Genomic DNA, 23456 nt, shown 5'->3' on the forward strand with positions numbered 1-23456 from the left:
GATGACGACCGCACATCGCATCGACGAACTGTCGTTCGATCTCGGATTCGAATCTCCGACGATGGCGATCGCACGCGCCGATGCCTTGCGCAACCTGGTGGTGGATAAATTGCTGCCGCTGATGGATCGCGTATTCGACCAGTTCGGCGATGACGATACGGTCTGGCGGATCGACGAACTGGTGGTCGACATCGGCAATGTCACCGAGGCGGAATTGCCGGCGGCGCTGGTCGCCGGGCTGCGTACTGCATTGGAAGCGGCGCTGCACGAAGGAGGCAAGGCGGCGGAAATCGACCGGCTGCCGCCGCCGCAGGCGGGCAAGGATGCGCCGGCCCGCCGTATTGCGCGGCGCCGCGCCGACAGCGAGATATTGCTGGCGTTCCTGGCCGACGGCACCCTGCCGTGGCAAGTGGATACGACAGCAACGGCGTCGCACGAAGCCTTGCTGTCGGGGATACTGGAGCAGGGCGCCGAGATCTTCCTGTCGGCGCTGTTGGCGTCGCCGCGTCGCGCCGTGATGCTCGCGCGGCTGGCGCGCCAGTTCGCACCGGCGCAGTTGCAGACGTTGTTGCGCCGGATGGATCCCGGCCGCGCCGACGCCATGCTGTCGCACCTGGCGGCCTTGCAGGCGTTGCTGCAAGACGCCGTCCTGGCGCGCACGGTATCGAACGGCGCCGTGCATGCCGCCTGGGAAGAAGCGCTTGCCGCCGGCCTGGAACGCAGGGACGCCGTGCCGCAGGCGCTGGCCGGGCGCGCGTTGGCATGGCTGGCTGTGCAACAACGGCAGGATGTCGGGGCGACGGCAGCGCAATTGCTGCAGGAGTTTGCCATCCGTCACGGCGACGGCGAGTCGGACAATGACATCATCCGCGCCATACGCGAGGTCGCCGATGCGGCAGTTGCAACTGCTGCTGGCGTTGCAGCGAGCGCATCGTCCGTTGCCGCAGCGTCCGCCATCACTGCCGCGCCTGCTGAAACAGCGATCACAGAGGCAATCGACGAAGCAACGGCGCAAGTCGTCCCGGTATCGGACGTGACAGCCGGCAATCGGCCGACCGAGGACTTGCCTGAAGAATGGCGCGCACTGGCGCAGCATGCCACCGACCGCGCGTTGCTGGCGCGACTGGTGCGGCGATCATCGCCGGCATTGAAGCAGGCGATGTTGCGTCGCTTCAATCCCGATCATGCCGCGCCCTTGCTGGCGCAGCTCGATGCCTTGCAGCGTTTGCTGGAGTGCTCGCCGTTTTCATCAGCGGCGGTGCAGGCGGCATTGTCGGCGGCCTGGGAGTATGTCTTCAGCGTCAGCTTTGCGCCACCGTCGCAGTTGCCCGCAACGATGACGGCGCCGATGCTGGCCCAGGCGGTTGCGGTGCTGGCCGACCTGTCGACGGCGGCGACGACAATCTCGACGACGACTGCCGAAGTGCCGCCGCGCGCACGCGTGCTGGCGCAATTGCGTGCGTCCGGAGCGGTGCCGGGAGATTCCGGCGGATTGCTGGCGGCGCTGTCGGTTGTCGAGAAAATGCCGGACGAGTTTTCATCAGCACCGAGACACGAAACTGCGCCCGCAACTGCGCCCGCAACTGCGCCCGCAACTGCGCCCGCAACTGCGCCCGCAACTGACCCCGCAACTGACCCCGCAACTGACCCCGCAACTGACCCCGCAGCCGTGCCGCCATCCGATCGGGAAAACACTTCCGAAGCAACGGGCAAGTTGCATGAACCGCCGTCGACGATCGTGCCGATCCGCAATCGCGTCACCTCGGCGCTGATGGGCGGCAATGCCGGCGACATCTACGACGACTGGCATGCGTTCAGGGAGGGGCAGCCGGATCTGCTGCGTTCGGCGATCCTGCATTACGTCGGTTATGGCGAAATTCGCGAAAAGATCGCGTCGACTTTTCCGCTGTCGCTGCTGCTCGACATGCAGGCATTGCTGGCGCCCGAAGCTGCGGCATTGAGCGCGCTGGTATGGAACGATGTTCAACTGCGCACGCGCCTGGGCGCCGACAGCGCGGCACAGTGGATTCACTGGCGGCGCAACTGGTGGCGCGGCGCCGTCGCCTATCTTTTGCAAGCGGCGAAGGCGCAAGAAGGGGCGACCGGTGCCGTCGCTTCCGCAACCTTCGACATGACGGACTATCTTGCCGCAGCGTTGGAAGGCGCCGGCGCCGTTGCCGCCGATGAGGACTTGTCCGCTCATGTGACGGCGCTCGCGCATGCCGTTGCGGCGGATGAGACGGCGAAGCAAGAACTATCGCAAGAGTTGGGACCGGAAGCGGAAAGCGCGGCGTTGCAGGCGCCGCCCCCAACGGGCGGCGACTCGCTGGCATCATTGGCATCATTGTTCGAGGCAATCCGCGACGGCGCGCAGCCATTCCGGAAGCAGGCATTCAGCGTTGAGCAACTGGAGCAACTGGTGCGCGAAGCCGTGCGCGAACCGTCGTTCCATCAGGCAATCGTCTCTCATGCGGCGGTTGCACGGGACCGTCGCATTTACTATGTCCGGGTGCTGGATGCACTGGCGCGGAACCGTATCGTCGACCTTGATGAGTTTGCCGTCGGCGAGGCGGCAGCCCCGATGCATGAAGCGCTGATGCAGGACACGCAGGATAGGGCGCTATTGCCCATCCATCCCGCCGATTCAACAGCGTCAACAGCGTCAACCGATTCAACCGATTCAACCGGATCAACCGATGCGACAGCGACGCCGATCCCGGCAGGCAACACCGACCTCTTCGACGAGCGCGACAAGGCGCATCTGGTCGGACGTCTGGCCAAGGCATTGATGAAAGGCGATCCGGCGCTGCTCTACAACGACTGGGACATCCTGCTGCACAAGCACGCGCCCTTGCTGGGCGAAGCATTGCGCCACTATGGCATCCGCGACGACATCCTGGAACGGATTGCAGCATCCTTCCCGGAGAGCATGTTGTACGACATGGCAGTCTTGCTGGCCCCGGCGGCGACGCCGGCATGGCTGCAATTGCGCGATCAGGCGGCATGGACCATGCCAGTTGCCGTCACGCCGGCACAAGGGCAGACGGCATTGCCGCCGGACGACGGCATGACGGCAGCGGAGGACGACGACCAGACACCTCCGACGCCGGAGATGTTTGCCGTGTGGAAGCGGCGACTCTGGCAAGCGGCTTTGCGGCACTTTTTGCATGGCGCACCGTACGACGGGGACAGCCTTGACGGCATGAATGACATGGATGGCGGCAACGCATTGCCGTCAGAGCAAACGCCGGATTCCACCGTCGGATCGGTGCATGTGCTGGCGACGTCTCTGGCAGAGGATGCCGACCTGGCCGGATTGCCCTGGCAACGCCGTTTCCTGAGGCGTTGGGGGGATGTGTCGGTACGCACGGGACAAGCGCAGCAAGACCGGGCGCAAGCGCCGGTCGCAGTTGTCCCGGCGAGCGCGGCCGACCAGGCCGGTATCGAGTATGACCAGGATGGCGAGGACGATGGGAATGACGACGTTCGCGCGATCCTGCGTCATCACCATCGCCTGACAGCGCATGGCGACAATGCGGCAATATCTGCTGCCGCGTCCGTCGCCGCATCGACGACGCCGACATCCATATCGACGGAGGCGACATTGCCCGCCAGCCTGCCGGATGCAGTGCGGGCCGATGTGCGGCAACGCTTCGCGCGTATCAAAGACGATCCGGCACGGATCGATGCGCCGCGGTCGGCCGCCGACCTGGAACGCCTGGTCGGCGCATACATCGCTGCGCACGGCACGGACGACGTCCCGCAGCAGCAGCGCATGACCTTCCTGCAGGCCATTGCCGCGCAAGCGCCGCCGGCGCCTGCATCAAGCCGGGAACATTATTTCAGGACGGTGCTGCAGGCGCTGTTGCAAGGACAGACGCTGGATCTGGAAGAAATCGCCGAGGCGAGTGCCGCAGTGAATACCAATGCCAATGTCGGCGCCGAGGCGTCATCGACACGCGAAGCGGTCATGGCGCCCGTGTCGGCGGGCAACGGCGCTGCCGTGATCGGGACCGATGTCCGTGAGGAAAGTGAAACCGCAGGAAGCGCAGGCGTTCCCGGTACGTCCGACGCTCCGAATCGGCAGGGGGCGGGAAATCAGCGTCATATCGATTTCCTGCTGACACAGGGTTTTGGCGCCGGTGCCGCGCCGCCGGACGGGCTGGCGGAGTGGCTGCGCGCAGCGATCCATGCCGCCGCTCCGGAAATGGCGACGATACTGAGACAGTTGTCGCGCAGTCCGGAGGCGGTGGCGCGCCTGCTGGCGTTGTTGCCGATGTCGTCCTGGCCGCAACTGGCTGCGCTGGCGCCGCATTCCCCGTTGCAGGTGCAGCGCATGCGCCGTTACGCGAGCGATGTCGCCGACATGTTTGCGGAACCGAACCGGCAACTGCCCGCCACGGAGCTGGCGCGTTTCGAGTGGCACTTCCTGTTGCCGTATCTGTTTGCGCCGGACCGGATTTTCGACCCGGCGCGCTTCACCGGCGAACTGGTGCACTTCCTGGTGCGCGAAGGCGGGCTGTCGGCGCCGACGGGCCTGACGGCGCGCCTGCGCAGTCAGATGGGGATTGCCGTCGCGCCGCCGCGTGTCGCCCTGCGCGCAGTCTCCCAAGCCGATGCGCCCGGCGCCGCGCCGCCGGGTGATGCCGGCGGCAATGCCGTACTCGCCAAGGCGGCAAACAACGTTGATGCCAACGACCGCGCCGTCGCCCAGGCCGATGACGACGTGGCGTTGCAGGCGCCCGGCGGCATCCATGTCGCCAACGCCGGCATGGTGTTGACCTGGCCGTTTCTGTCGCGCGCCTGGGAGGTGCTGGAATTGACGCGCGAGGGCAGGTTCGTCGACGAGGCGTCCGCCCAGCGTGCGGCCTGGTTGTTGCAGTTCGCCGTGGATGAACAGACCGCCGTGCCGGAGTACCAGTTGACGCTCAACAAGCTGCTGTGCGGCATTCCCTTGCAAGCGCCGATCGTGCCCGAGATCGACGTCACGGACAAGGAACGCGAACTGGTCGAGCAACTGCTGACGGTCATGATTTCGCATTGGAAGGCGGTCGGCAATACCTCGATCCGCGGCCTGCGCGAGACCTTCCTGCAACGCGAAGGGTATTTGTCGCGCAAGGACGACGACTGGCATTTACACATTCCCAGGCGGACCTTCGACATGTTGCTGGAAAAACTGCCGTGGAGCATTGCCACCATCCGGCTTCCCTGGATGGAAAAAATATTGTGGGTTGAATGGACGTGAGCGCAGCAACGGAAACCGGAAAAGGGAACGACATGGATGCCCTGAAAGCCAACGCGGCAAGCCTGGAGCGCGAAATCGCCTGGTTCGGCGAAGTGCTGACCACGCGCTTCCACGGCTATTTCATGCACGAGGGCGGACCGCATGACATTCACAAGCACACGCCGCCCGATGTCGGCAATGATCCTTCGCCGTTCGCCACCGCGATCCGCGAGTACGACATGGGTTTCGACGAACGCCTGGTGCTGATCCTGACGCTGCTGCCGCATGTGCGGCCGCAAGCGCTCGACTTGCTGTTTACCGCCAACAAGAACATCGAACGCAGCTATACCGAATTCGGCGGCTGGAAGGGCAAGAACCACGCCGGCCTGATGCCGACCTGCGAGACCGCGGCGTTCATCCTGGCCGGCGACGATCTGGCGCGCCGTTTCGAGGTATTGCGGCTGTTCGACGCCGAGCATTTCTTTCTCCGCCACACGATCCTGCGGCTGGAACAGAAAGCCGATGGCGAGCCGGCGTTGAGCGCAGCCCTGAATGTGGAAAACGATTTCCTCGACCGCTGCACCTCCGGCCAGCAGCACAAGCCGGATTACAGCGTCGGCTTCCCGGCCAAGCGCATCACCACGCAACTGGACTGGTCGGACCTGGTGCTGGCGCCCGAGGTGCTGGAAGAAATCGACAACATCAGGATCTGGCTCAAGGGCGGCGCGGAGGTGATGCAGCGCTGGCACCTCGACAAAAGCGTCAAGCCGGGGTATCGCACACTGTTCTACGGACCGCCGGGAACCGGCAAGACCCTGACCGCGACCTTGCTGGGCAAGGCTGCCGATGTGGACGTGTATCGCATCGATCTGTCCAAGATCGTTTCCAAGTACATCGGCGAGACCGAAAAGAACATGGCCAACGTATTCGACCAGGCGCAGAACAAGAACTGGATCCTGTTTTTCGACGAAGCCGACGCCTTGTTCGGCAAGCGCACCGAAGGCAATAGTTCCAACGACCGCCATGCCAACCAGGAAATCGCCTACCTGTTGCAACGGATCGAAGATTTTCCCGGCGTGGTGATCCTGGCCAGCAATCTCAAGAGCAATATCGACGAGGCATTCGCGCGGCGCTTCCAGACCGCGATCTACTTCCCGATTCCGGACGGACTGCAACGCCTGCGCCTGTGGCAAAACCTGTTCCCGCAGCGGCGCCACCTGGCCGACGACGTCAACCTGGAAGATCTGGCCGAAGACAACAGCCTGTCGGGCGGCGCCCTGATCAACGTGGTGCGTTACGCCGCCATGCGCGCCGAACGGCAAGGGCGGCCGACGATCGGCAAGGACGACCTGCTGCGCGGCATCAAGAAGGAATTCATCAAAGAAGGGCGAACGATCTGACATGACAACATCTTCGACAGGATCGGCCGCGTTGGCGGCCATTGCGCGGGTGGCCCTGGCAAGCGCTTGCCTGCTGCTGCCGGCGTGGTCCGGTATTGCCGCGCAGACGACGGAAGATGCGCCCGCGGAGACAAAGGCAGCGGCGCCTGCGCAGACCAAGGCAGTGGCGCCTGCGCCACAACCGGAGGCCGAGGTCAAACCTGCGCCGGTTGTGACGCCGGCGCCGGAAGCCGTCCCGTCCCCCGCGCCGGTCAAGGTTCCGGCAAAGGCGCCCGTCAAAGCGACGGTGGAAGATACGCCCGCAGCGGCATCTGCGCCAGCGTCGATCGCGGCGCCGCCGGTTGCGCCCGCGCCGGCAGTGAAATCCGCGTCGACGGCAATCCCCGTGCCGGAAACGATTGCTGCGCCCGTGCCGGCCAAAGCGATTGCCAAGCCGCCCGCCAAAGCCGCCGCAACGCCTGAAGACAAGGCGCAACCGGCCTGGGCCGGCGACAAGCTCATGACGCCGCAGGCGGCGCAGGTCATCGTCAGCAAGGTCGTGATCCGGCCCGACGAGCAGGACGGCCCGGCTGCGCAATTACTGTCGCAGAATGTCCTGAAGCAGTTCACCCCGGCCCTGCGCAAGCAGATCCAGCAGGCCTTGCTGGAGATCTACTCGGAAGATCCCGCCTACATGCAGGCCTACCGCGAGAGCACGATGCCGCTGTCGGACAACATCGTCGGCCCGATCACCTTGTCATGGCTGAACCGGTTCTGGTTCGAATTCAAGATGGAACCGTCCGGCAATCTGACCAACGCGTCGGTGTCGGCGTTGCTGCATTTCGCCGCGACGGTCAAGGCCCATCCGGAATGGAAAGCCGACCTGATCAGCGCCGACCTCGGACGCTGGATCGACGGTTTCGACGACGAAGACAAGGCGCGTTACTACCAGATCCGCCTGGCCGGGACCGACGAACAGATCCTCGCGATGTTGCGGCTCTATCACTACGAGACCGACAATAACCGGCGCCCCGGTCCCGATTCGGACCGGGCCTTGCTGACCATCTACAGCTACAGCCTGAACGCCGCCGACCTCAAGCTGCTGGCGTCCAAATCGCAGGTGATCGCCAAATTGTCGGCGCTGCAAGACGTGGTGTACCTGAACCAGCCGCTGTTCGACGCCGCCGTGCTCGATGCGCTCAAGGACCTCGGGCCGCAAGCCGAGTCCTACCTGCCGGCCGCGAGGGAAGCCGCGCTGGAGCAGAGCTACCGGCTTACCCTGGCGTCGCTGCAACTGTTGAGGGACGGCAAGACGGTGCCGGACGCGATCATCAACGAACTGGAAAAGCTGTCCGGCACCTATCCCAACCAGGCATTCTTCAGCGAAGCGATCCTCGACGCCACGGCCAAGGTCAGCGAGCCGATCGACCAGTACATGCCGGAGATCATCAACGCCGCCGAGACCAGCACCTCGTATATCCTGACCGCGCGCGCGTTGGCCGAACTGAGCGCCAACCGCAAGAACGAACCGGTGCCGCCGGTGATCCTGGACATGCTCAAGGGCTTGCAAGACCTCGAGTATCCGCAACTGTGGCTGTTCGATAAAGCGGTCATGGCGCGCTTGCGCAATGGCATCGGCGCTTGCCCGAGCGGCACGCCGGGCAACGCCTCGGACCGTCGCAAGATCTCCGCCGAACAGATGAAGCAACTGGAAGCGGCCATCAAGGACCAGAGCCTGTACGACCAGCTCGACAAGCTCTGGAAGGAGAAGTCGTGCAGCATGATCGATGCGCTGGCGATGCCGCAGCAGATCGAAGCCCTGTACATCAAATATCGCGCTTCCATCCGCGCCACCGCGCGCAAGCGGCCGCCTTACGATCCGAACAAGCATGTGCTGTGGGACGGCAACGGCTGCGGTTGCGTGCTTGACGAGCTGGTGGGCGAGGTCTACGGCTTTTATCCGTTCTGGCTGGCCGGCAAGACGCAAAAGGTCGATTTCAGCACCTTGTCGCGCATTGCCTATTACGGTCCGACTTTCGACGACACCGGCGTGCTGCGGCAAGCCAACGACGGCCGCGATTTCGTGGCGGCGGCCGAAAACGGCGACCTGACGCAGAACGATTTCGTCAATATCGCGCAACGCCACCAGACCGCGGTCGACTGGGTCATCCAGCGCAACGACTGGCGCTCGTGGAGCAAGATGGACAAGGGCCGCAAGGAACAAGTGTTCGAACGCCTGACGGCTAGCATCGTCAAACTGATGTCGATCAAGCTACATAACTGGACCTCGACCATTTCCAACCACCTGCCGTTCGGCGAACGCTTCGTGCCGACCAACGGCGAGGGCGTCACCTTGTTTTTCGACGGCTATCCGGACGATGACGTGTCGGTCGGCGTGTTCAACAAGTTTGTCGATACTTTGCGCGGCAGACTGCGCCGTGCCCATGCCGGCGACGCCATCAATGTCATGATGCGCCACACCGCGCTGGGCGACGGCATCTACGATTACGCCAATTTATACGGGCTGATCGCCACGGCGGAAGCCAGTCGCAGCAACAATCTGCTGGACAAAGTGGAACGCGACCAGAATGCGCGTCCGCGCATGCTGGTGTTGCTGGAAGAGGAAACCACCGATTCCAAGAAACAACTGCGCCTGCGCATCGAGGGGGCATTGCATGGCGAACAGCGCGCCAAGCTGCTGCGCCAGATGGTGCCGGTGATTACCTTCGACAACGACAACTGGCAGCAACTGCAGGACGACATCATCTATTTCAAGGACAATTTCGGCGGCGTCGGTTTCTGGCCGATGTCCATGACCGCGCCGCCGCCGGCCGCGGCCGGCAAGGAAAAGCCAATCGATGAAATATTGCCGAGCACGGCCGGAGTGCAACAGTGCGACGTCAGCCGCAATGTCAGCCAGTGCATCGCCGATTTTTACCAGACCAATCCGGGCGCCGAGGCATCTCCGGTCTGCAAGACCGTGTGCGAAAACCTCTACGCGTTCCGCCTGGCGACCAAGCTGGCGTTCATGCTGCTGATCGGCTGCGCGGCGCTGTATTACTGCTCGTGCCTGTGGCGCGAGACCATGGCGCGCTATCACCATGCGCCTGGAGTGATCGTTGCCGCCGTATGGATTCTGCTAGCGATGGCCTTGCTGTTCTGCGATCCGTTCCTGCGATGGCTGGCGCGCGGTTACATGCTTCCGATTTTCCTGGTGTTGTTCATCATCGGCTTGATCGCCTGGTATCAGTATTTGTTGAAAGAACGCGATGAGCAGCCATGAGAACCGGCGATGACAATCACGACGCGATGAGCGCGCACTCCGCAGCCAAGGGTATGCACATCCTAGAACAGCCGCAGCCGTTCCGCGACTCCATGCTATGGGAACTGCAGCGCCGCTACTTCAGCGAGCGCGGCGCGCGCGCCTGGCGCGACGAGGAAGTGCCGCATTACATCACCAGCAATCCCACGATTGCATCGGCCTACGCCGAGACCGTTTTTGTGTTTTTGCAGGAGCGGCAACGGCGGGCGCCGTTTGCCGGGGGGCTCGATGAACCTTTGACCATCTGCGAACTGGGCGCCGGGTCGGGGCGTTTCGCCTTCCATTTCCTGCGCCGTCTCGTGGAACTGTGTTCCGCATCCGGCGTTGCGCCGACTGCTTTCCGCTATGTCCTTACCGATTTCACGCAGAGCAACCTGGATGCCTGGCGTGCCCATTCGCGCTTCCAGGCGTGGTTTGCCGACGGCTTGCTGGAGACGGCGTTGTTCGATGTGAACCGGTCCGACGAACTGTTCTTGCAGGTCGGCGGGGCACGGCTGGGGCGCGGCGCGTTGCAGCAACCGCTGGTGGTGCTGGCCAACTACGTGTTCGACGGCGTACCGCAGGATCTCTACTATTTCGAGGATCACGTGGCCCATGACTGCCTGGTGGCATTGATGGCCGATGGCGAGGCGCATGACGTGTCGCCCGAGGCAGACGCCGCCGGATTGCTCGAACATCTCCGTCTTGAATACAGCTTCAGGCAACTGACGGCAGCGCCTTACGACGATCCCGTGTTGCAGCAACTGTTTGCGCACTATGGCAAAACGGTGGAACACGGACATCTGCTGTTTCCGGCAAGCAGCCTGCAGGCACTGGAACGTTTGCGGGCCTTGTCGCGCAGCGGCTTGTTCCTGCTCTCGGCGGACAAGGGACACTACTTGCCGGAAGAGATGGTGCAGGCTGCGCCGCCGGCCTTGTCGCGCCACGGATCGTTTTCGCTGAGCGTGAATTACCATGCCTTGCTGCAATGGGGAAAGCACCACGGCGGCGTCGCGCTGCAGCCGCAATATCGCCATCGCAGCCTGGCGATCATCGGCGTGCTGCTGGCCGATGATGCGCATCTGTACGAAGCGACGGGCCGGGCTTATGCGCATCTGCTGGCCGGATTCGGCCCCGACGATTTTTACACGCTGGTCAGCTTCATGCGTCGCCATCTGGCGAAGATGGAAATCAACGACATCCTGGCCTATCTGCGCTTCGGCCAGGATGACGCCCATCAGTTGTTCCGCGTCATTCCCCGGCTCAAGGAACTGGCGCCAACGCTTGACGACAGGCACGTCGAAGAGGTGCGCGCGCTGGTCGATCGCAGTTGGGACAGTTATTTCCCGCTGGGAGAAGAAAACGATCTGGCGTTTGAGATCGGTTGCTTGCTCTATGAACTGGATGATTTCGACGGCGCATTAAGTTATTTCGAGCGCACCGAGCAACTCTACGGCGCCAACCCCGGCGTCTGGTACAACATGGCGGCATGCCTCCAGCAACTGGGGCAAGACCGTCCGGCGCAAACGTTGCTGGAAAACGTATTGCGGGTCATGCCCGACAACGAAGGCGCGCGCGCTTTGCTGGATCGGTTGCACGCGCGTTGATGCGAACCGGCGTCAGGTTTCATGGATGAATGCCCGCTTGGAGCGTGATTTGCAATGAAAGCGCCGCTGCAGAATCATACCGTCGCCAAGAGTGCCGTTTCCGGCGTGTCGGCAGACCGCCGCTCCGGCGAGTCCACCGGCTTTGTCGATAACCGGGAGAGCGCCGCCGTCCAGCGACAATTGGCCGATCTTGCCAAGGATGGAATCCGGACGCAGCCGCATCGGTCCCTCGCTGACATGATGAACGACAACCCGCGCACGATACAGCAACGGCAAGCTTCGGAAACGATCGGCGGCGGCGCTGCTTCAGCCGGCAATGTGGCGTCGCAGGATCGGGCGGGGGTAAAGCCGGCCTTGCAGGCCAAGAGCGGCGTGGCGCAGCTTGAGACGGTCATCACCCACAGGGCGGGCTCGATTAATTTTGGCGGAAAGAATTGGGCGGTCGGCAAGAAGATGGAAGCCAAACTGGATCCGTTCGACCCCGTCAAGGGAACGGCGACCGGCGACAACTGGACATGGATGCAGAGCCTGAGCCGTACATTGAAAGACAAGATGATCCGGGGACATCTCTTGAATCATGACCTCGGCGGTTTCGCCGTGCCTGAGAATCTGTATCCGATCACGCATCGCGCCAACATGGATCACAAGCACAAGGTCGAATACCCGTTAAAGCGCGCCCTGCAAAAATTGCATGAAAAATATGAGGACGATGAAGAGGGGGCCGCAAAAGACAGGTTGCTCTATGACGTGACCGTGATCGGAGAAGTCGAGAATGCGAAATTTCATATAGATGCCAAAACGGAGGAGGGCAATAAGCCGGTGCCAGGGGTAGACGGCTATGACGTCGTGTCCACCCCGAAAAAGAAGACGCCGATCAGCAAACACACCGATCCCGGCGCAAAAGTGCCGCCCGACTGGTACCACGGAGACAGGAGGCATGGAATAGCGGGTGTCGGGGAACGGAAGGAAATGGAGGATGAGGAGAAGAACGGGCACCTGGTCTTCGATTACAAGGAGAACAAGGATGTCGATATATCCCCCAACGTGGCAGTCAAATATACCAAGCCTGAGAAGCTGTCCGAGGAGGATTCGGAGGTCATTGCGGAAGTCATCGACGCTTTCGCCGAGTATTTGGGCGAGGAGGAATTTCTCGCTGACGCCGTGAGAGAGCAAGCCGACTTTTTTTCGGCGCACCTGGAAAATTACTGGGTGAAGAATCTGACGGCGCACTCCGATGAGGAGGTCATTGAAGCGCTCCAGGTCGAGATTGAAAAGGCATGGAACGCCAAACGGCGGCTCAGAGGTTACCAAAGAGGCGCCGGCCGGGGCGGCAGCAAGGGCGGCAGGTTAGGCAGGGTGGGTGGCAAGGCAGATCGGGCGGATACGGATGCAGATGACGGGGAAAGAAAGGACAGCGCAGGCAAGGGGCGCGGAGGCAGAGGAGGTAGCAGGCGAGGCAGGGCAGGCAAGGTCGGCAAAGTGGACAAGGTCGATGTCGATGCTGATGCCGATGAGGCGGATAAGATAGACAAGGCTGTGAAGTCGGTCAGGGGCCGGGGAGGCAGGGGCGGCAGGGCAGATGACAAGGCGGACAAGGCTGATAAGGGGCGGGGAGGCGCCAGAGGAGCCCGAGGAGGTCGGCGAGGCAGCGGGAGCCGGCGCGCCAGGCGCCATTGATCGCTTCCACCATCCTGTTCAGCGGCGCTTCGGCATCTTCGGTCCCGGGGGCGCGTCCATCGGGACTTCTCGATCAACTCGCTGAACGCATATCAGCCTGTCCAGGGAATCCAGAGGATTTGTCGACAATTTTCCAATCTCGCCCTCTTTGACATGGATCAAAGTTGATGGCTGGCGCTACCGCCAGAATGAGCTTTCACGCTGCATCCCGCCACGTGGATGTACATGGCGGCCTGTCGCGAAATGCCGTCGAGGCGCCGAATCTGCACGCTGCGTTGTCGGTCGAGAGCGGCGACATCGTCACAGCGAGGTGAGCCATACGCGCGGCGCAGTGCTCTTCTCCGCGTGGCGACGGATCATTGCTCCTTCAACGGGACATCTATGCCGCAGGTCCGTCGATGATGCTGCGCGAGCTGTTGCAGGCGTTGCGCTTGAGCATTGATCCCACCCGCATGCATACCGATTCGGTTGGTGCTTAAACAATTCAAGGAGAACTGACATGAGCCAAAAAGAAGTAGTCATTTGCAATCCCGTCCGCACAGCCATCGGCACCTTCGGCGGAAGTTTGAAAGACGTGGCTGCACCGGATTTGGGGGCAACCGTCATCCGCGAAAGCCTCAAGCGCTCCGGCTTGCCCGCCGACAAGGTGCAGACGCTGGTCATGGGTAACGTGATCCAGGCCGGCGTCAAGATGAACGCGGCGCGTCAGGCGGGGATCGGTGCAGGCTTGCCGGTCGACGTCCCCGCGCTAACCGTCAATCGCGTCTGCGGTTCGGGGGCGCAGGGCGTGGTGAGCGCAGCGTTGGAAATCTGGAGCGGCATGATCGACTGCGCGATTGCCGGCGGCATGGAAAACATGGATCGTGCGCCGTACTTGTTGCCGCAGGGGCGCTGGGGCGCGCGCATGGGCGATGTGACCATGTTCGACAGTATGTTGCGCGACGGATTGAACGATGCGTTTTCCGGTCAGCATTCCGGCTGGCACACCGAAGATCTGGTCACGCAAAAGAATATCTCGCGCGACGATCAGGATCGCTGGGCGTTGCGTTCGCAACAACGTTTTTCCGCCGCGCAGGCTGCCGGCAAGTTCGACGCTGAAATCGCCGCCGTCGAAGTGCCTGGCCGTAAAGGGCCGACCGTGTTCAGCAAAGATGAACATAACCGCCCGGAAACCACAGCCGAGTCGCTGGCCAAGCTCAAGCCGGCATTCCGCAAGGACGGGACGATCACGGCAGGCAGCGCGCCGGGGCTGAACACCGGTGCGGCCGCGATGATTGTCGCCGAACGGCAATGGGCTGCGCAGAATGGGCTCAAGCCGATGGCGCGCCTGGTGTCGTATGGCGTGGGGGCGGTCGAGCCCGGCATGTTCGGCTTGGGACCGGTGCCGGCGGTTCATCAGGTGCTCGCACGTGCAGGGTGGAGCGTGGCGGATGTGGATCGTATTGAAATCAACGAAGCATTTGCCGCCATTACGCTCGCCTGTTTGCGCGAACTGGGCTTTGCCGAAGACAAGGTCAATGTCGAAGGCGGCGCCATTGCCCATGGACATCCGATCGGCGCCACCGGCGCAGTGCTCACGACGCGTCTGCTGCATTCGATGCAGCGCGACGGACTCAAACGCGGCGTGGTCACGCTTTGCATCGGCGGCGGGCAAGGCATCGCACTGGCGTTGGAGATGTTGTAGCCACCTGCATCAAGCGGTGGCAATTCTCCGCTAGCGCATTTTTTCACTTCTTGAAAGGAATGATCATGACACTCCCTGGCATCGCGACGACGGCTCTTCTGGTTGCCATGATGGCGGCTCCGGCCTTTGCCAGAGACGGCAACCCTGATGGGTTCAACTGGAACAGGGACAATATCCGGGGCTGGTCCTTGATGACGGAGCAAGAACGCACTCAACATCAAGCCAGGATGTACGCTGCCAAGAGCTATGAAGAGTGCAAGGCGCTTCAGGAGGAGCAAGACAAGGCCATGGAAGCGCGCGCAAAGGAAAAAGGCGTGCCCCTGCCTGTGCCTCAACACGATGGCTGTGATGTCATGAGGTCCAGGGGCGTCATCAAATAGACCGATTCGATGCCGGTGCGAGCGCTAAAGGCGGCATCCATGAGGGGCGTTCATCGGTGCGCCGTCGTGGCGGATGGCGCATTCATCGCCGGCAACGACCTCCTGACGGATGGCGGCGTCACCGCAACCCGCTAGCCCAACAGAATGGGGTGTCCGTGCGTATCGAACGGAATGAACATGCCGGTCGAACCGGTCTTGATCGATTCCACCATCCTGTTCAACGGGGCTTCGGCGTCTTCGGTCCCGGGGGCGCGTCCATTCCGGCCGGAGAGGGCAGCAACGAAGACAACACTCCAATTCAAAAGAACCTGCCGCGACTCCTCAATCAACTCGCTGAACGTGCTGAGTTCTTCCGGCGCCTTGTCCAGGCACATCATCGGCGTCAACGTGCCGCCGATGCCCGCCTCAAAATTCATGCGCTGTTCTGCGGAGCAGTCCTCCGGTAATTCCGCTTTGGTGAACACGAAAAGCAGACGCTGCGGTTCAGGTTGTTGCCGTGCGGCGTTCAGCAAGTCTTCGAAGCTTGAAATACCCATGTTTTTCTATCCTATAAATATAGAACGCATCTCACGCCTATTTGTGAAATGAGTTCCAGATTGGCGCCAGGCCGGTAAAAGAGGCCTCCGGCGGGGATGCAGACGGCTCATCATCGCTACTGCAGCAGGAACCCGGGGCGTACATCCAGCGTAATGCCGGTCAGTTCCGCGCCGGATGCCAGCAGCGTCAGGTATTGCTGGATCGATTTGTGCCGCACGTGCTCCGATAGATAACGTTCGATGGCGGATCGCACTGTTTCGTAGGGAAGCGCGGCGCCTGGGATCCGGCGTTCTATCGATACGATATGGAAGCCGTAACGTGAGTTGACGAGCCCCGGCAAGAGACCGATGCGGGTATTCCCGAAGATGGCTGTCTCGAATTCCGGGACGCTTTCACCGCGGGTCAATTGCCCCAGATTGCCGCCGACCTGGCCGGAGGGGCAGTTCGACAAAGTCTGGGCCAGCGCCTCGAAGCGGTCGGGATGCCGGATCAGCTCGCGATGGGTTTCTTCCGCACGGGCGCGGACTTTGGTCATGGCGGCTTTTTCCGTCAGCGCAAACAGGATGTGGCGCGCAAAAACCAGTTCGGGACTGTTGAATTTCTGCATATTCGCTGCATAGTAGCGTCGGCACTCCTCATCGGACGGCGCCGGGGTGGCGCATTCCAATTCCAGCAGGCGATCGATGGTGTCGTCGTCCAGTTCCGCGCCTGCGGCCAACAGACTTGTTTCCACGGCCTTTTGCGTCAGCAGCTCGCGCACCACCAGCGCCAGACGTGCCGCATGGTCGACATCGGCCTCGTTCGGATGGGATGCGGATTCGGCCAGGATCGCATCGGCGTCGATTTCGACGCCGTTGACACTGAGCGGGATTGAATCGGATGGCGCGGGAGCGCTGCTCATATCTGGATGCATGGGATTGTCTCGCTTCAGCGCTTGCGCACGATCTGGTGAGGCCTGAACAGGTAGCTGACCGTCGCCACTCCGCTCCAGATATGGACCAGGCGGGTGAATGGCGAGACCAGGAAGATGGTGAAGCCGACGGCGATATGGACTTTATAGACCAGCGGCACCTGGGCAATCAGGGCGGCGACGCCGGGTTCAAACGTGACGATGCCTTTCACATAGTCGCTTAATATCTCGAACATCACGCCGTCCATATGCCCGATCGACAGCGGCACCGTGGCCAATCCGAGAGCAAGTTGCAGCCACAGTATCGCCAGAACCAATATATCGGCGCGCGTGCTGTTGATGCGAATGCGCGGATCCGACAGCCGGCGATAGAGCAGGATCGATAAGCCGATAATGGCGACGATGCCGGCGCTGCCGCCTCCGGCCATCGCCACGAATTGATGTTGGGATGCGTTGAGGAACGGCGACACCATCCAGTGCGGCGCGAGAAATCCGGCGAAATGGCCGGCAATCACGATCAATACGCCGACATGGAACAGATTGCTGCCCAGGCGCAACTGACGGCGTCTCAGCAGTTGCGACGAATCGCTCTTCCAGGTGTATTGTTCGCGATCGAAACGGATCAGACTGCCGATCAGCCAGATCGCAAGGCAGATGTAGGGATAGATGCCAAACAAAAACGTATGAATGAATTGCTGGTTCATGATGGCCTCTTGTCGTAAAACCGGATAGGCTGGGGCGTCTCCAGAAGGGGGGCTTGCGCGCCAAGGAAACTCACCGGTTCGTCTTGCCACTCCTGGTCCAGCGCCTGGCCATCGACTTCACGGCTTGGCGGTATATTGGCAACCGACGCGGCGACTGGCGCCGGGATGGCCAGCGGCGCTTCGCCCGCCAGCGGGAGCAGGGCGGCGACGGCGGCGAAGTAGGGCGTATTGCGTGCGGCAAGCTGCGTTGCGATCGCCCGCACGATGTTGGCGACTTCACCCAGCAATCCGGATGCTTTCGCGGGTGTTTCCTGCGCCAGGAATTCCAGAAAGACCGGCAGATAATCCGGCAACTCGCCGTCGGTGAGAAACAATTCCTTCGCTTCGTACATGGCAAGCAAGTCCACCATGGCCTGCCCGCGTTCACGCGACTCGCCGTGGACATGTTCGAACAGATAGAGAGAGGTAGTCCGACCGCGATCGAAGGTTTCGACGTACTCCTCTTGCAGATCCATGAGCGATGCGGTCGACAGTCGATCGACCAAGTCGTTCAGGGCCGAACGCGTGGCCGGCGGAAACGCGCGATGCCGGGCCAGCGCGATGCGGATTTCGGCCAGCCCGTCCAGCAGCGATTGATCGGGATAGTCGAGCAGCGCGCTCAGCATGCTGAAAATCGGTCGGTTGTCTTCCATGTTATTTGTCCACCACATGTATGGGAATCATTTTGAGCTCCTTGAAGGCGCCTTTGCTGCCGCCGAACAGGCTGGTTTCGGAGGCGCCGTCCGAGCATCCGTTGCCGAACGAGAAACCGCATGATGCGCGCAGGTCGAAAGCGTCCTCCGCATATTCGCGATGCGCGGTCGGAATCACGAAACGATCCTCATAGTTGGCGATTGCCAGATAGCGATACATTTCGTCGACTTGTGCGACGCTGAGGCCGACCTCGGCCAGCACTTCCGGGCTTTCTTTGCGTTCGACATGGCGCTCGCGCATGAAGGCGCGCATTGCCAGCATCCGTTTGAGCGCCAGGCGCACGGGGACTTCGTCGCCGGCCGTGAGCAGATTGGCGAGGTAGCGCAGCGGAATACGCAGGGAATCGACGTCCGGCAGCAATCCCTTCATCTCAAGCCGGCCGTCGTTGGCGGCCGAATTGATCGGAGACAGCGGCGGCACGTACCAGACCATCGGCAAGGTCCGGTATTCGGGATGCAGCGGAAAAGCGATTTTCCATTCGACCGCCATTTTGTATACCGGGGAACGGCGCGCCGCTTCGAGCCAGTTATCCGGCACGCCGTCGCGCGCGGCCTGTGCGCGCACGGCCGGATCGTTGGGGTCGAGAAAGATGGCAAGCTGGGCTTCGTACAGATCTTTCGGGTCGGCTACCGATGCGGCGGCCTCGATCTGGTCCGCGTCATACAGCAAGACGCCGAGATAACGGATCCGCCCGACGCAGGTTTCCGAACATACGGTCGGTTGGCCTGCTTCAATGCGCGGATAGCAGAAAATGCATTTCTCGGATTTTCCGCTTTTCCAGTTGTAATAGATTTTCTTGTAAGGGCATCCCGATACGCACATGCGCCAGCCTCGGCACTTGTCCTGATCGATCAGGACGATGCCGTCTTCCTCGCGCTTGTAAATCGCGCCGGAAGGACAGGAAGCAACGCAAGCGGGATTGAGGCAATGTTCGCACAGCCGCGGCAGATACATCATGAAGGTGTTTTCAAATTCACCGTAGATGTCGGTCTGCACCTGGTCGAAGTTGTAGTCCAGCTTGCGCTTTTCGAATTCGCCGCCGAGGAGTTCTTCCCAGTTCGGCCCCCATTCGATTTTCTCCATTCTCTCGCCGGTGATCAGGGAACGGGGACGGGCGACCGGCGTGGTCTTGACGTCCGGCGCATTGTGCAAGTTGGCGTAGTCGAAGGTGAACGGTTCGTAGTAGTCGTCGATCTCCGGCAGGTTCGGATTGCCGAATATCTGTGACAGCACGCGCCATTTGCTGCCGGCGCGAAGCTCGATCTTGCCGTTCGCGCGGCGCTTCCATCCGCCGTTCCAGCGATCCTGATTTTCCCAATCCTTGGGATAACCGATGCCGGGCTTGGTTTCGACGTTGTTGAACCATGCATATTCCATCCCCTCGCGGGAGGTCCAGACATTCTTGCAGGTGACGGAGCAGGTATGGCAGCCGATGCACTTGTCGAGATTCATCACCATGCCGATCTGTGCGCGGATTTTCATCGTTTTCCTTCCAATTGGTCATCCATCGCAGAAAACGCGGGAACGTTCCCGGCGAAGGTTTGCTGGCGGAGGGTGCCGGACCCGGAGGAGGCCGCGGCCGGCGTCGACTCATCCTTCCAGTCGACCGTACTCATCTTGCGCACAATCACAAATTCGTCGCGATTCGAGCCGACCGTACCGTAGTAATTGAAGCCGTAGGAAAGTTGCGCATAACCGCCGATCATGTGCGTCGGTTTCGGTATGATGCGCGTCACCGAATTGTGGATGCCGCGCACGCCGGTGATTTCGGAGCCAGGGGTGTTGATGATCTTTTCCTGCGCGTGATACATGAATACCGCGCCCGCCGGAATGCGCTGGCTGACAACCGCGCGTGCGGTCAGGGCGCCGTTCAGGTTGAAGGCTTCGATCCAGTCGTTGTCGACCACGCCGATCTTTCTGGCATCGATTTCGGACAGCCAGACAATCGGCCCGCCGCGCGACAATGTCAGCATCAGCAGATTATCGGTATAGGTGCTATGGATCCCCCATTTTTGATGGGGCGTCAGGAAGTTCAGCGATATCTCGGGCTGGCTGTTCGAGCGGCTGCCCGTCATGCCCACGGTGCTGCGCGTGTCGATCGGCGGTTTGTAGACGCATAGCGACTCGCCGAAATCGCGCATCCATGCGTGATCCTGATAAAGCTGTTGACGTCCGGACAGCGTGCGCCATGGAATCAGCTCGTGCACATTGGTATAGCCCGCGCTATAGGAGACATGTTCCGATTCGATCCCGCTCCAGGTCGGGGAGGAGATGATCTTGCGCGGCTGGGCCTGGATATCCCGAAAGCGGATTTTCTCGTCCTCCCGCGCACGTGCGAGATGGGTGTGATCGATGCCGGTAAGCGCGGACAATGCTTGCCAGGCCTTGACCGCGACGGCGCCGTTGGTTTCCGGCGCGAGCGACAGAATCACCTCGGTCGCATCAATTGCCGACAGGATTTGCGGCCGTCCGTGCGAGACGCCTTCGTCCGCGACCGGATAATTCAAGGCCCGAAGCTGTTCGATCTCGTCACCGGTTTTCCAGGCGATGCCTTTGCCGCCATTGCCCAGCGAGTCGAGCAGCGGCCCGACCGATGTGAATTTGCGATAAGTATTCGGATAATCCCGCTCGACGACGGTGACGTTGCCCATCGTCTTGCCCGGGATCGGATCGCATTCATGGCGGCCCCAGTCGGCAATGCCGTCGGTCTGGGCGATTTCTCCGGGACTGTCATGCTGCAGCGGCGTCAGCACGACATCGTGTTCCACGCCCAGATGACCTGCGGTCAGTTCGGAAAACTTTTTGGCGATGCCCTTGTAGATTTCCCAGTCGCTCTTGGACTGCCATGCCGGATCGACCGCCGCCGAGAGCGGATGGATGAACGGGTGCATGTCGGACGTATTCATATCGTCCTTCTCGTACCAGGTTGCCGTCGGCAGGACGATGTCGGAATACAGGCAAGTGGTCGACATCCTGAAGTCCAGCGTGACGACCAGGTCGAGCTTGCCTTGCGGAGCCTCATCGTGCCATTTCACTTCCCTGGGCAACTCTCCTGCGGTTGCGCCGAGGTCTTTTCCCTGCACGCCATGTTCGGTGCCGAGCAAATGTTTCAGGAAATACTCGTGCCCTTTGCCTGACGATCCGAGCAGGTTCGAGCGCCAGATAAACAGGTTTCGCGGAAAGTTCTCCGGCGCATCGGGGTCGACGCAAGACATTTCAAGCGAGCCGTCCTTGAGTCCCGTTGCAACATGCGCGGCGACATCCGCACCGGCTGCCGCGCGGCCGATCTCAAGCGGATTGGTCTTGAATTGCGGAGCAGAGGGCAGCCACCCCATGCGCTCCGCCTGGACGTTATAGTCTATCGGGCTGTTGGCGAATCCCTTGCCATCCGTCAGCGGCGACAACAGCTCGGTGATTTTCACAGTCTCATAGCGCCATTGGTCGGCATGCGCATAGAAGAACGAGGTTCCGTTCATGAAGCGCGGCGGGCGGTGCCAATCGGTGGCGAACGCAAGCGGCAGCCAGCCGGTTTGCGGCCGCAGCTTTTCCTGGCCGACATAATGCGCCCAACCGCCGCCCGATTTGCCGACGCAACCGCACATGACAAGCAGATTGATGATGGAACGATAGCTCATGTCCATGTTGAACCAATGGTTCAGGCCGGCTCCCAGGATCACCATCGATTTGCCCTCGGTCTTGTGGGCGTTGTCGGCGAACTCGCGGGCGACGGCGATGACATCCTGCCGCTTGACGCCGGTGATTTTTTCCTGCCAGGCGGGGGTGTAGGGCACGTCGTCATCGAAACTGGCCGCGACATTGTCGCCGCCGAGTCCCTGATCCACGCCGTAGTTGGCGATGAACAGGTCATACACCGTCGCGACCAGCACATCGCCGTTGCGAGTCGCGATGCTGCGCACGCCGATCCGGCGCGGCAACACGCCGGCATGACCGGTGTGGGTGAAATGGGTATGTTCGACATTGCCGAAATAGGGGAAGGCGACGTCGACCACCTCATCGTGGTTCGCCACAAAGGACATGACCGGCCGGATCGGCCTGCCCTGGATATCTTCTTCTTTCAGATTCCACTTGCCGGCATCGATACCTTCCTTTTGCCCCCAGCGAAAGCCGATCGATCCGACCGGCGTCACCAGTTTTCCGCTCAATTCGTCGAGCGCGACCGTTTTCCAGGCGGCATTGTTGCCCTGGCCGAGCGCATCGTCGAACTCGTCCGAGCGGAGCAGGCGCTCCGGCACGTAACGGCCGTCCTGTTTGACGATGCGGACAAGCAGCGGCATGTCGGTATAACGCCGGCAATAGTCGGCGAAGTAAGCGCTTTTGCCGGCGACGTGAAATTCCTTGAGCACGACATGGCCCATGGCCAGACCGAGCGCCGCATCGGTTCCCTGTTTGGGGTGAAGCCAGATATCGCCGAATTTGGCGCCCTCGGCATAATCCGGAAAAATCGAAACGACCTTGGCGCCGCGATATCGCACCTCGGTCATGAAGTGCGCATCGGGAGTACGCGTTTGCGGCACGTTGGATCCCCACATCATGATGAAGGTGGAGTTGTACCAATCGGCCGATTCGGGAACGTCGGTTTGCTCGCCCCAGGTTTGCGGCGAGGCGGGCGGCAAATCGCAGTACCAATCATAAAAACTGAGATTGACGCCGCCGATCAGCGACAGGTAACGGCTGCCTGCGGCATAGGAAACCATCGACATCGCGGGTATCGGCGAGAAGCCGGCCACGCGGTCCGGGCCGTGCCGCTTGATGGTGTGGATGTTCGCGGCGGCGATGATTTCGTTGACTTCATCCCAGTTCGAACGGATAAAGCCGCCCAGGCCGCGGCGCTTTGTATAGGATGCACGGGCCTGCGGGTCGTCGACGATCGCGCTCCATGCTTCGACAGGGGGGAGCGTCAGACGCTGCTCGCGCCACTGCTTGAGCAGGGCGCTGCGAATTAATGGATACTTGAGGCGGTTGGCGCTGTACAGGTACCACGAATATGATGCACCGCGCGAACAGCCGCGGGGTTCGTGATTGGGCATGTCGGGACGGGTGCGCGGATAATCGGTTTGCTGGGTTTCCCAGGTGACGATGCCGCTCTTGACATAGATTTTCCAGGAACAGGAGCCGGTGCAGTTGACCCCGTGGGTGGAGCGGACAATTTTGTCATGCTGCCATCTTTTCCGGTAGGCATCTTCCCATCCGCGGTCTTCTTGGGTGGTGGCCCCATGACCGGCTGCGAACGTGGGGCGCTTTGTCGAAAAATATTTCAGGCGATCTACAAAGTGGCTCAT

At 61.6% G+C, this 23456-nt stretch carries 14 protein-coding genes; 8 read left to right on the forward strand and 6 right to left on the reverse strand.

Annotated elements, in window-relative coordinates; all coding sequences use genetic code 11:
- Window position 1 precedes the first annotated feature (1 nt).
- The 8 genes from RV1423_RS28430 (at window position 2) to RV1423_RS03015 (ending at window position 15252) form a co-directional block, all read left to right on the forward strand.
- Complete coding sequence (locus RV1423_RS28430) at window positions 2-5245, forward strand: contractile injection system tape measure protein (protein ID WP_051516438.1); 5244 nt, start codon at window positions 2-4, stop codon at window positions 5243-5245.
- Window positions 5246-5277: 32 nt separating this feature from the next.
- Complete coding sequence (locus RV1423_RS02990; RefSeq protein WP_034293148.1) at window positions 5278-6624, forward strand: ATP-binding protein; 1347 nt, start codon at window positions 5278-5280, stop codon at window positions 6622-6624.
- Window position 6625: 1 nt separating this feature from the next.
- Window positions 6626-9886 carry a hypothetical protein gene (locus tag RV1423_RS02995; protein ID WP_034292932.1) on the forward strand — a complete coding sequence of 1087 codons (3261 nt, stop codon included), beginning with the start codon at window positions 6626-6628 and terminating at the stop codon, window positions 9884-9886.
- On the forward strand, window positions 9883-11511 hold the full coding sequence (locus RV1423_RS03000) for a tetratricopeptide repeat protein (RefSeq protein ID WP_034292934.1): 1629 nt from the start codon (window positions 9883-9885) through the stop codon (window positions 11509-11511). Before RV1423_RS02995 ends, RV1423_RS03000 begins: the two co-directional genes overlap by 4 nt.
- 54 nt (window positions 11512-11565) lie before the next feature.
- Window positions 11566-13188, forward strand: a complete 1623-nt coding sequence (locus RV1423_RS03005; protein WP_034292936.1) for a hypothetical protein — start codon at window positions 11566-11568, stop codon at window positions 13186-13188.
- Window positions 13189-13355: 167 nt separating this feature from the next.
- The gene (locus tag RV1423_RS29650) at window positions 13356-13502 is read left to right on the forward strand and encodes a hypothetical protein (protein ID WP_155835007.1); all 147 of its coding nucleotides are present in this window, start codon (window positions 13356-13358) and stop codon (window positions 13500-13502) included.
- A 185-nt stretch (window positions 13503-13687) separates the two neighbouring features.
- Window positions 13688-14872 carry an acetyl-CoA C-acetyltransferase gene (locus RV1423_RS03010; RefSeq protein WP_034292942.1) on the forward strand — a complete coding sequence of 395 codons (1185 nt, stop codon included), beginning with the start codon at window positions 13688-13690 and terminating at the stop codon, window positions 14870-14872.
- A 65-nt stretch (window positions 14873-14937) separates the two neighbouring features.
- Complete coding sequence (locus RV1423_RS03015; RefSeq protein WP_034293150.1) at window positions 14938-15252, forward strand: hypothetical protein; 315 nt, start codon at window positions 14938-14940, stop codon at window positions 15250-15252.
- Between the two features lie 131 nt (window positions 15253-15383).
- Here the strand turns inward: RV1423_RS03015 and RV1423_RS03020 are convergent, their stop codons facing one another.
- From RV1423_RS03020 to RV1423_RS03045, 6 genes are all read right to left on the reverse strand, one after another.
- The gene (locus RV1423_RS03020) at window positions 15384-15788 is read right to left on the reverse strand and encodes a hypothetical protein (RefSeq protein WP_034292943.1); all 405 of its coding nucleotides are present in this window, start codon (window positions 15786-15788) and stop codon (window positions 15384-15386) included.
- Between the two features lie 116 nt (window positions 15789-15904).
- On the reverse strand, window positions 15905-16690 hold the full coding sequence (locus RV1423_RS03025) for a peptidylprolyl isomerase (RefSeq protein WP_081768658.1): 786 nt from the start codon (window positions 16688-16690) through the stop codon (window positions 15905-15907).
- Between the two features lie 26 nt (window positions 16691-16716).
- The gene (gene narI, locus RV1423_RS03030; protein ID WP_034292947.1) at window positions 16717-17403 is read right to left on the reverse strand and encodes a respiratory nitrate reductase subunit gamma; all 687 of its coding nucleotides are present in this window, start codon (window positions 17401-17403) and stop codon (window positions 16717-16719) included.
- Window positions 17400-18113 (reverse strand): nitrate reductase molybdenum cofactor assembly chaperone, encoded by a 714-nt coding sequence (gene narJ, locus RV1423_RS03035; RefSeq protein ID WP_231502028.1) that lies wholly within the window; start codon window positions 18111-18113, stop codon window positions 17400-17402. The genes narI and narJ overlap by 4 nt, the downstream gene beginning before the upstream one ends.
- Window positions 18097-19638, reverse strand: coding sequence for a nitrate reductase subunit beta (gene narH, locus RV1423_RS03040; protein WP_034292950.1), 1542 nt, complete (start codon window positions 19636-19638; stop codon window positions 18097-18099). Before narH ends, narJ begins: the two co-directional genes overlap by 17 nt.
- Window positions 19635-23456: a nitrate reductase subunit alpha gene (locus RV1423_RS03045; RefSeq protein ID WP_081768659.1), complete on the reverse strand. Its 3822-nt coding sequence runs from the start codon at window positions 23454-23456 to the stop codon at window positions 19635-19637. Before RV1423_RS03045 ends, narH begins: the two co-directional genes overlap by 4 nt.

The organism is Herbaspirillum sp. RV1423 (genome assembly GCF_000577615.1).
In the GTDB taxonomy this organism is placed as follows: domain Bacteria; phylum Pseudomonadota; class Gammaproteobacteria; order Burkholderiales; family Burkholderiaceae_D; genus Herbaspirillum.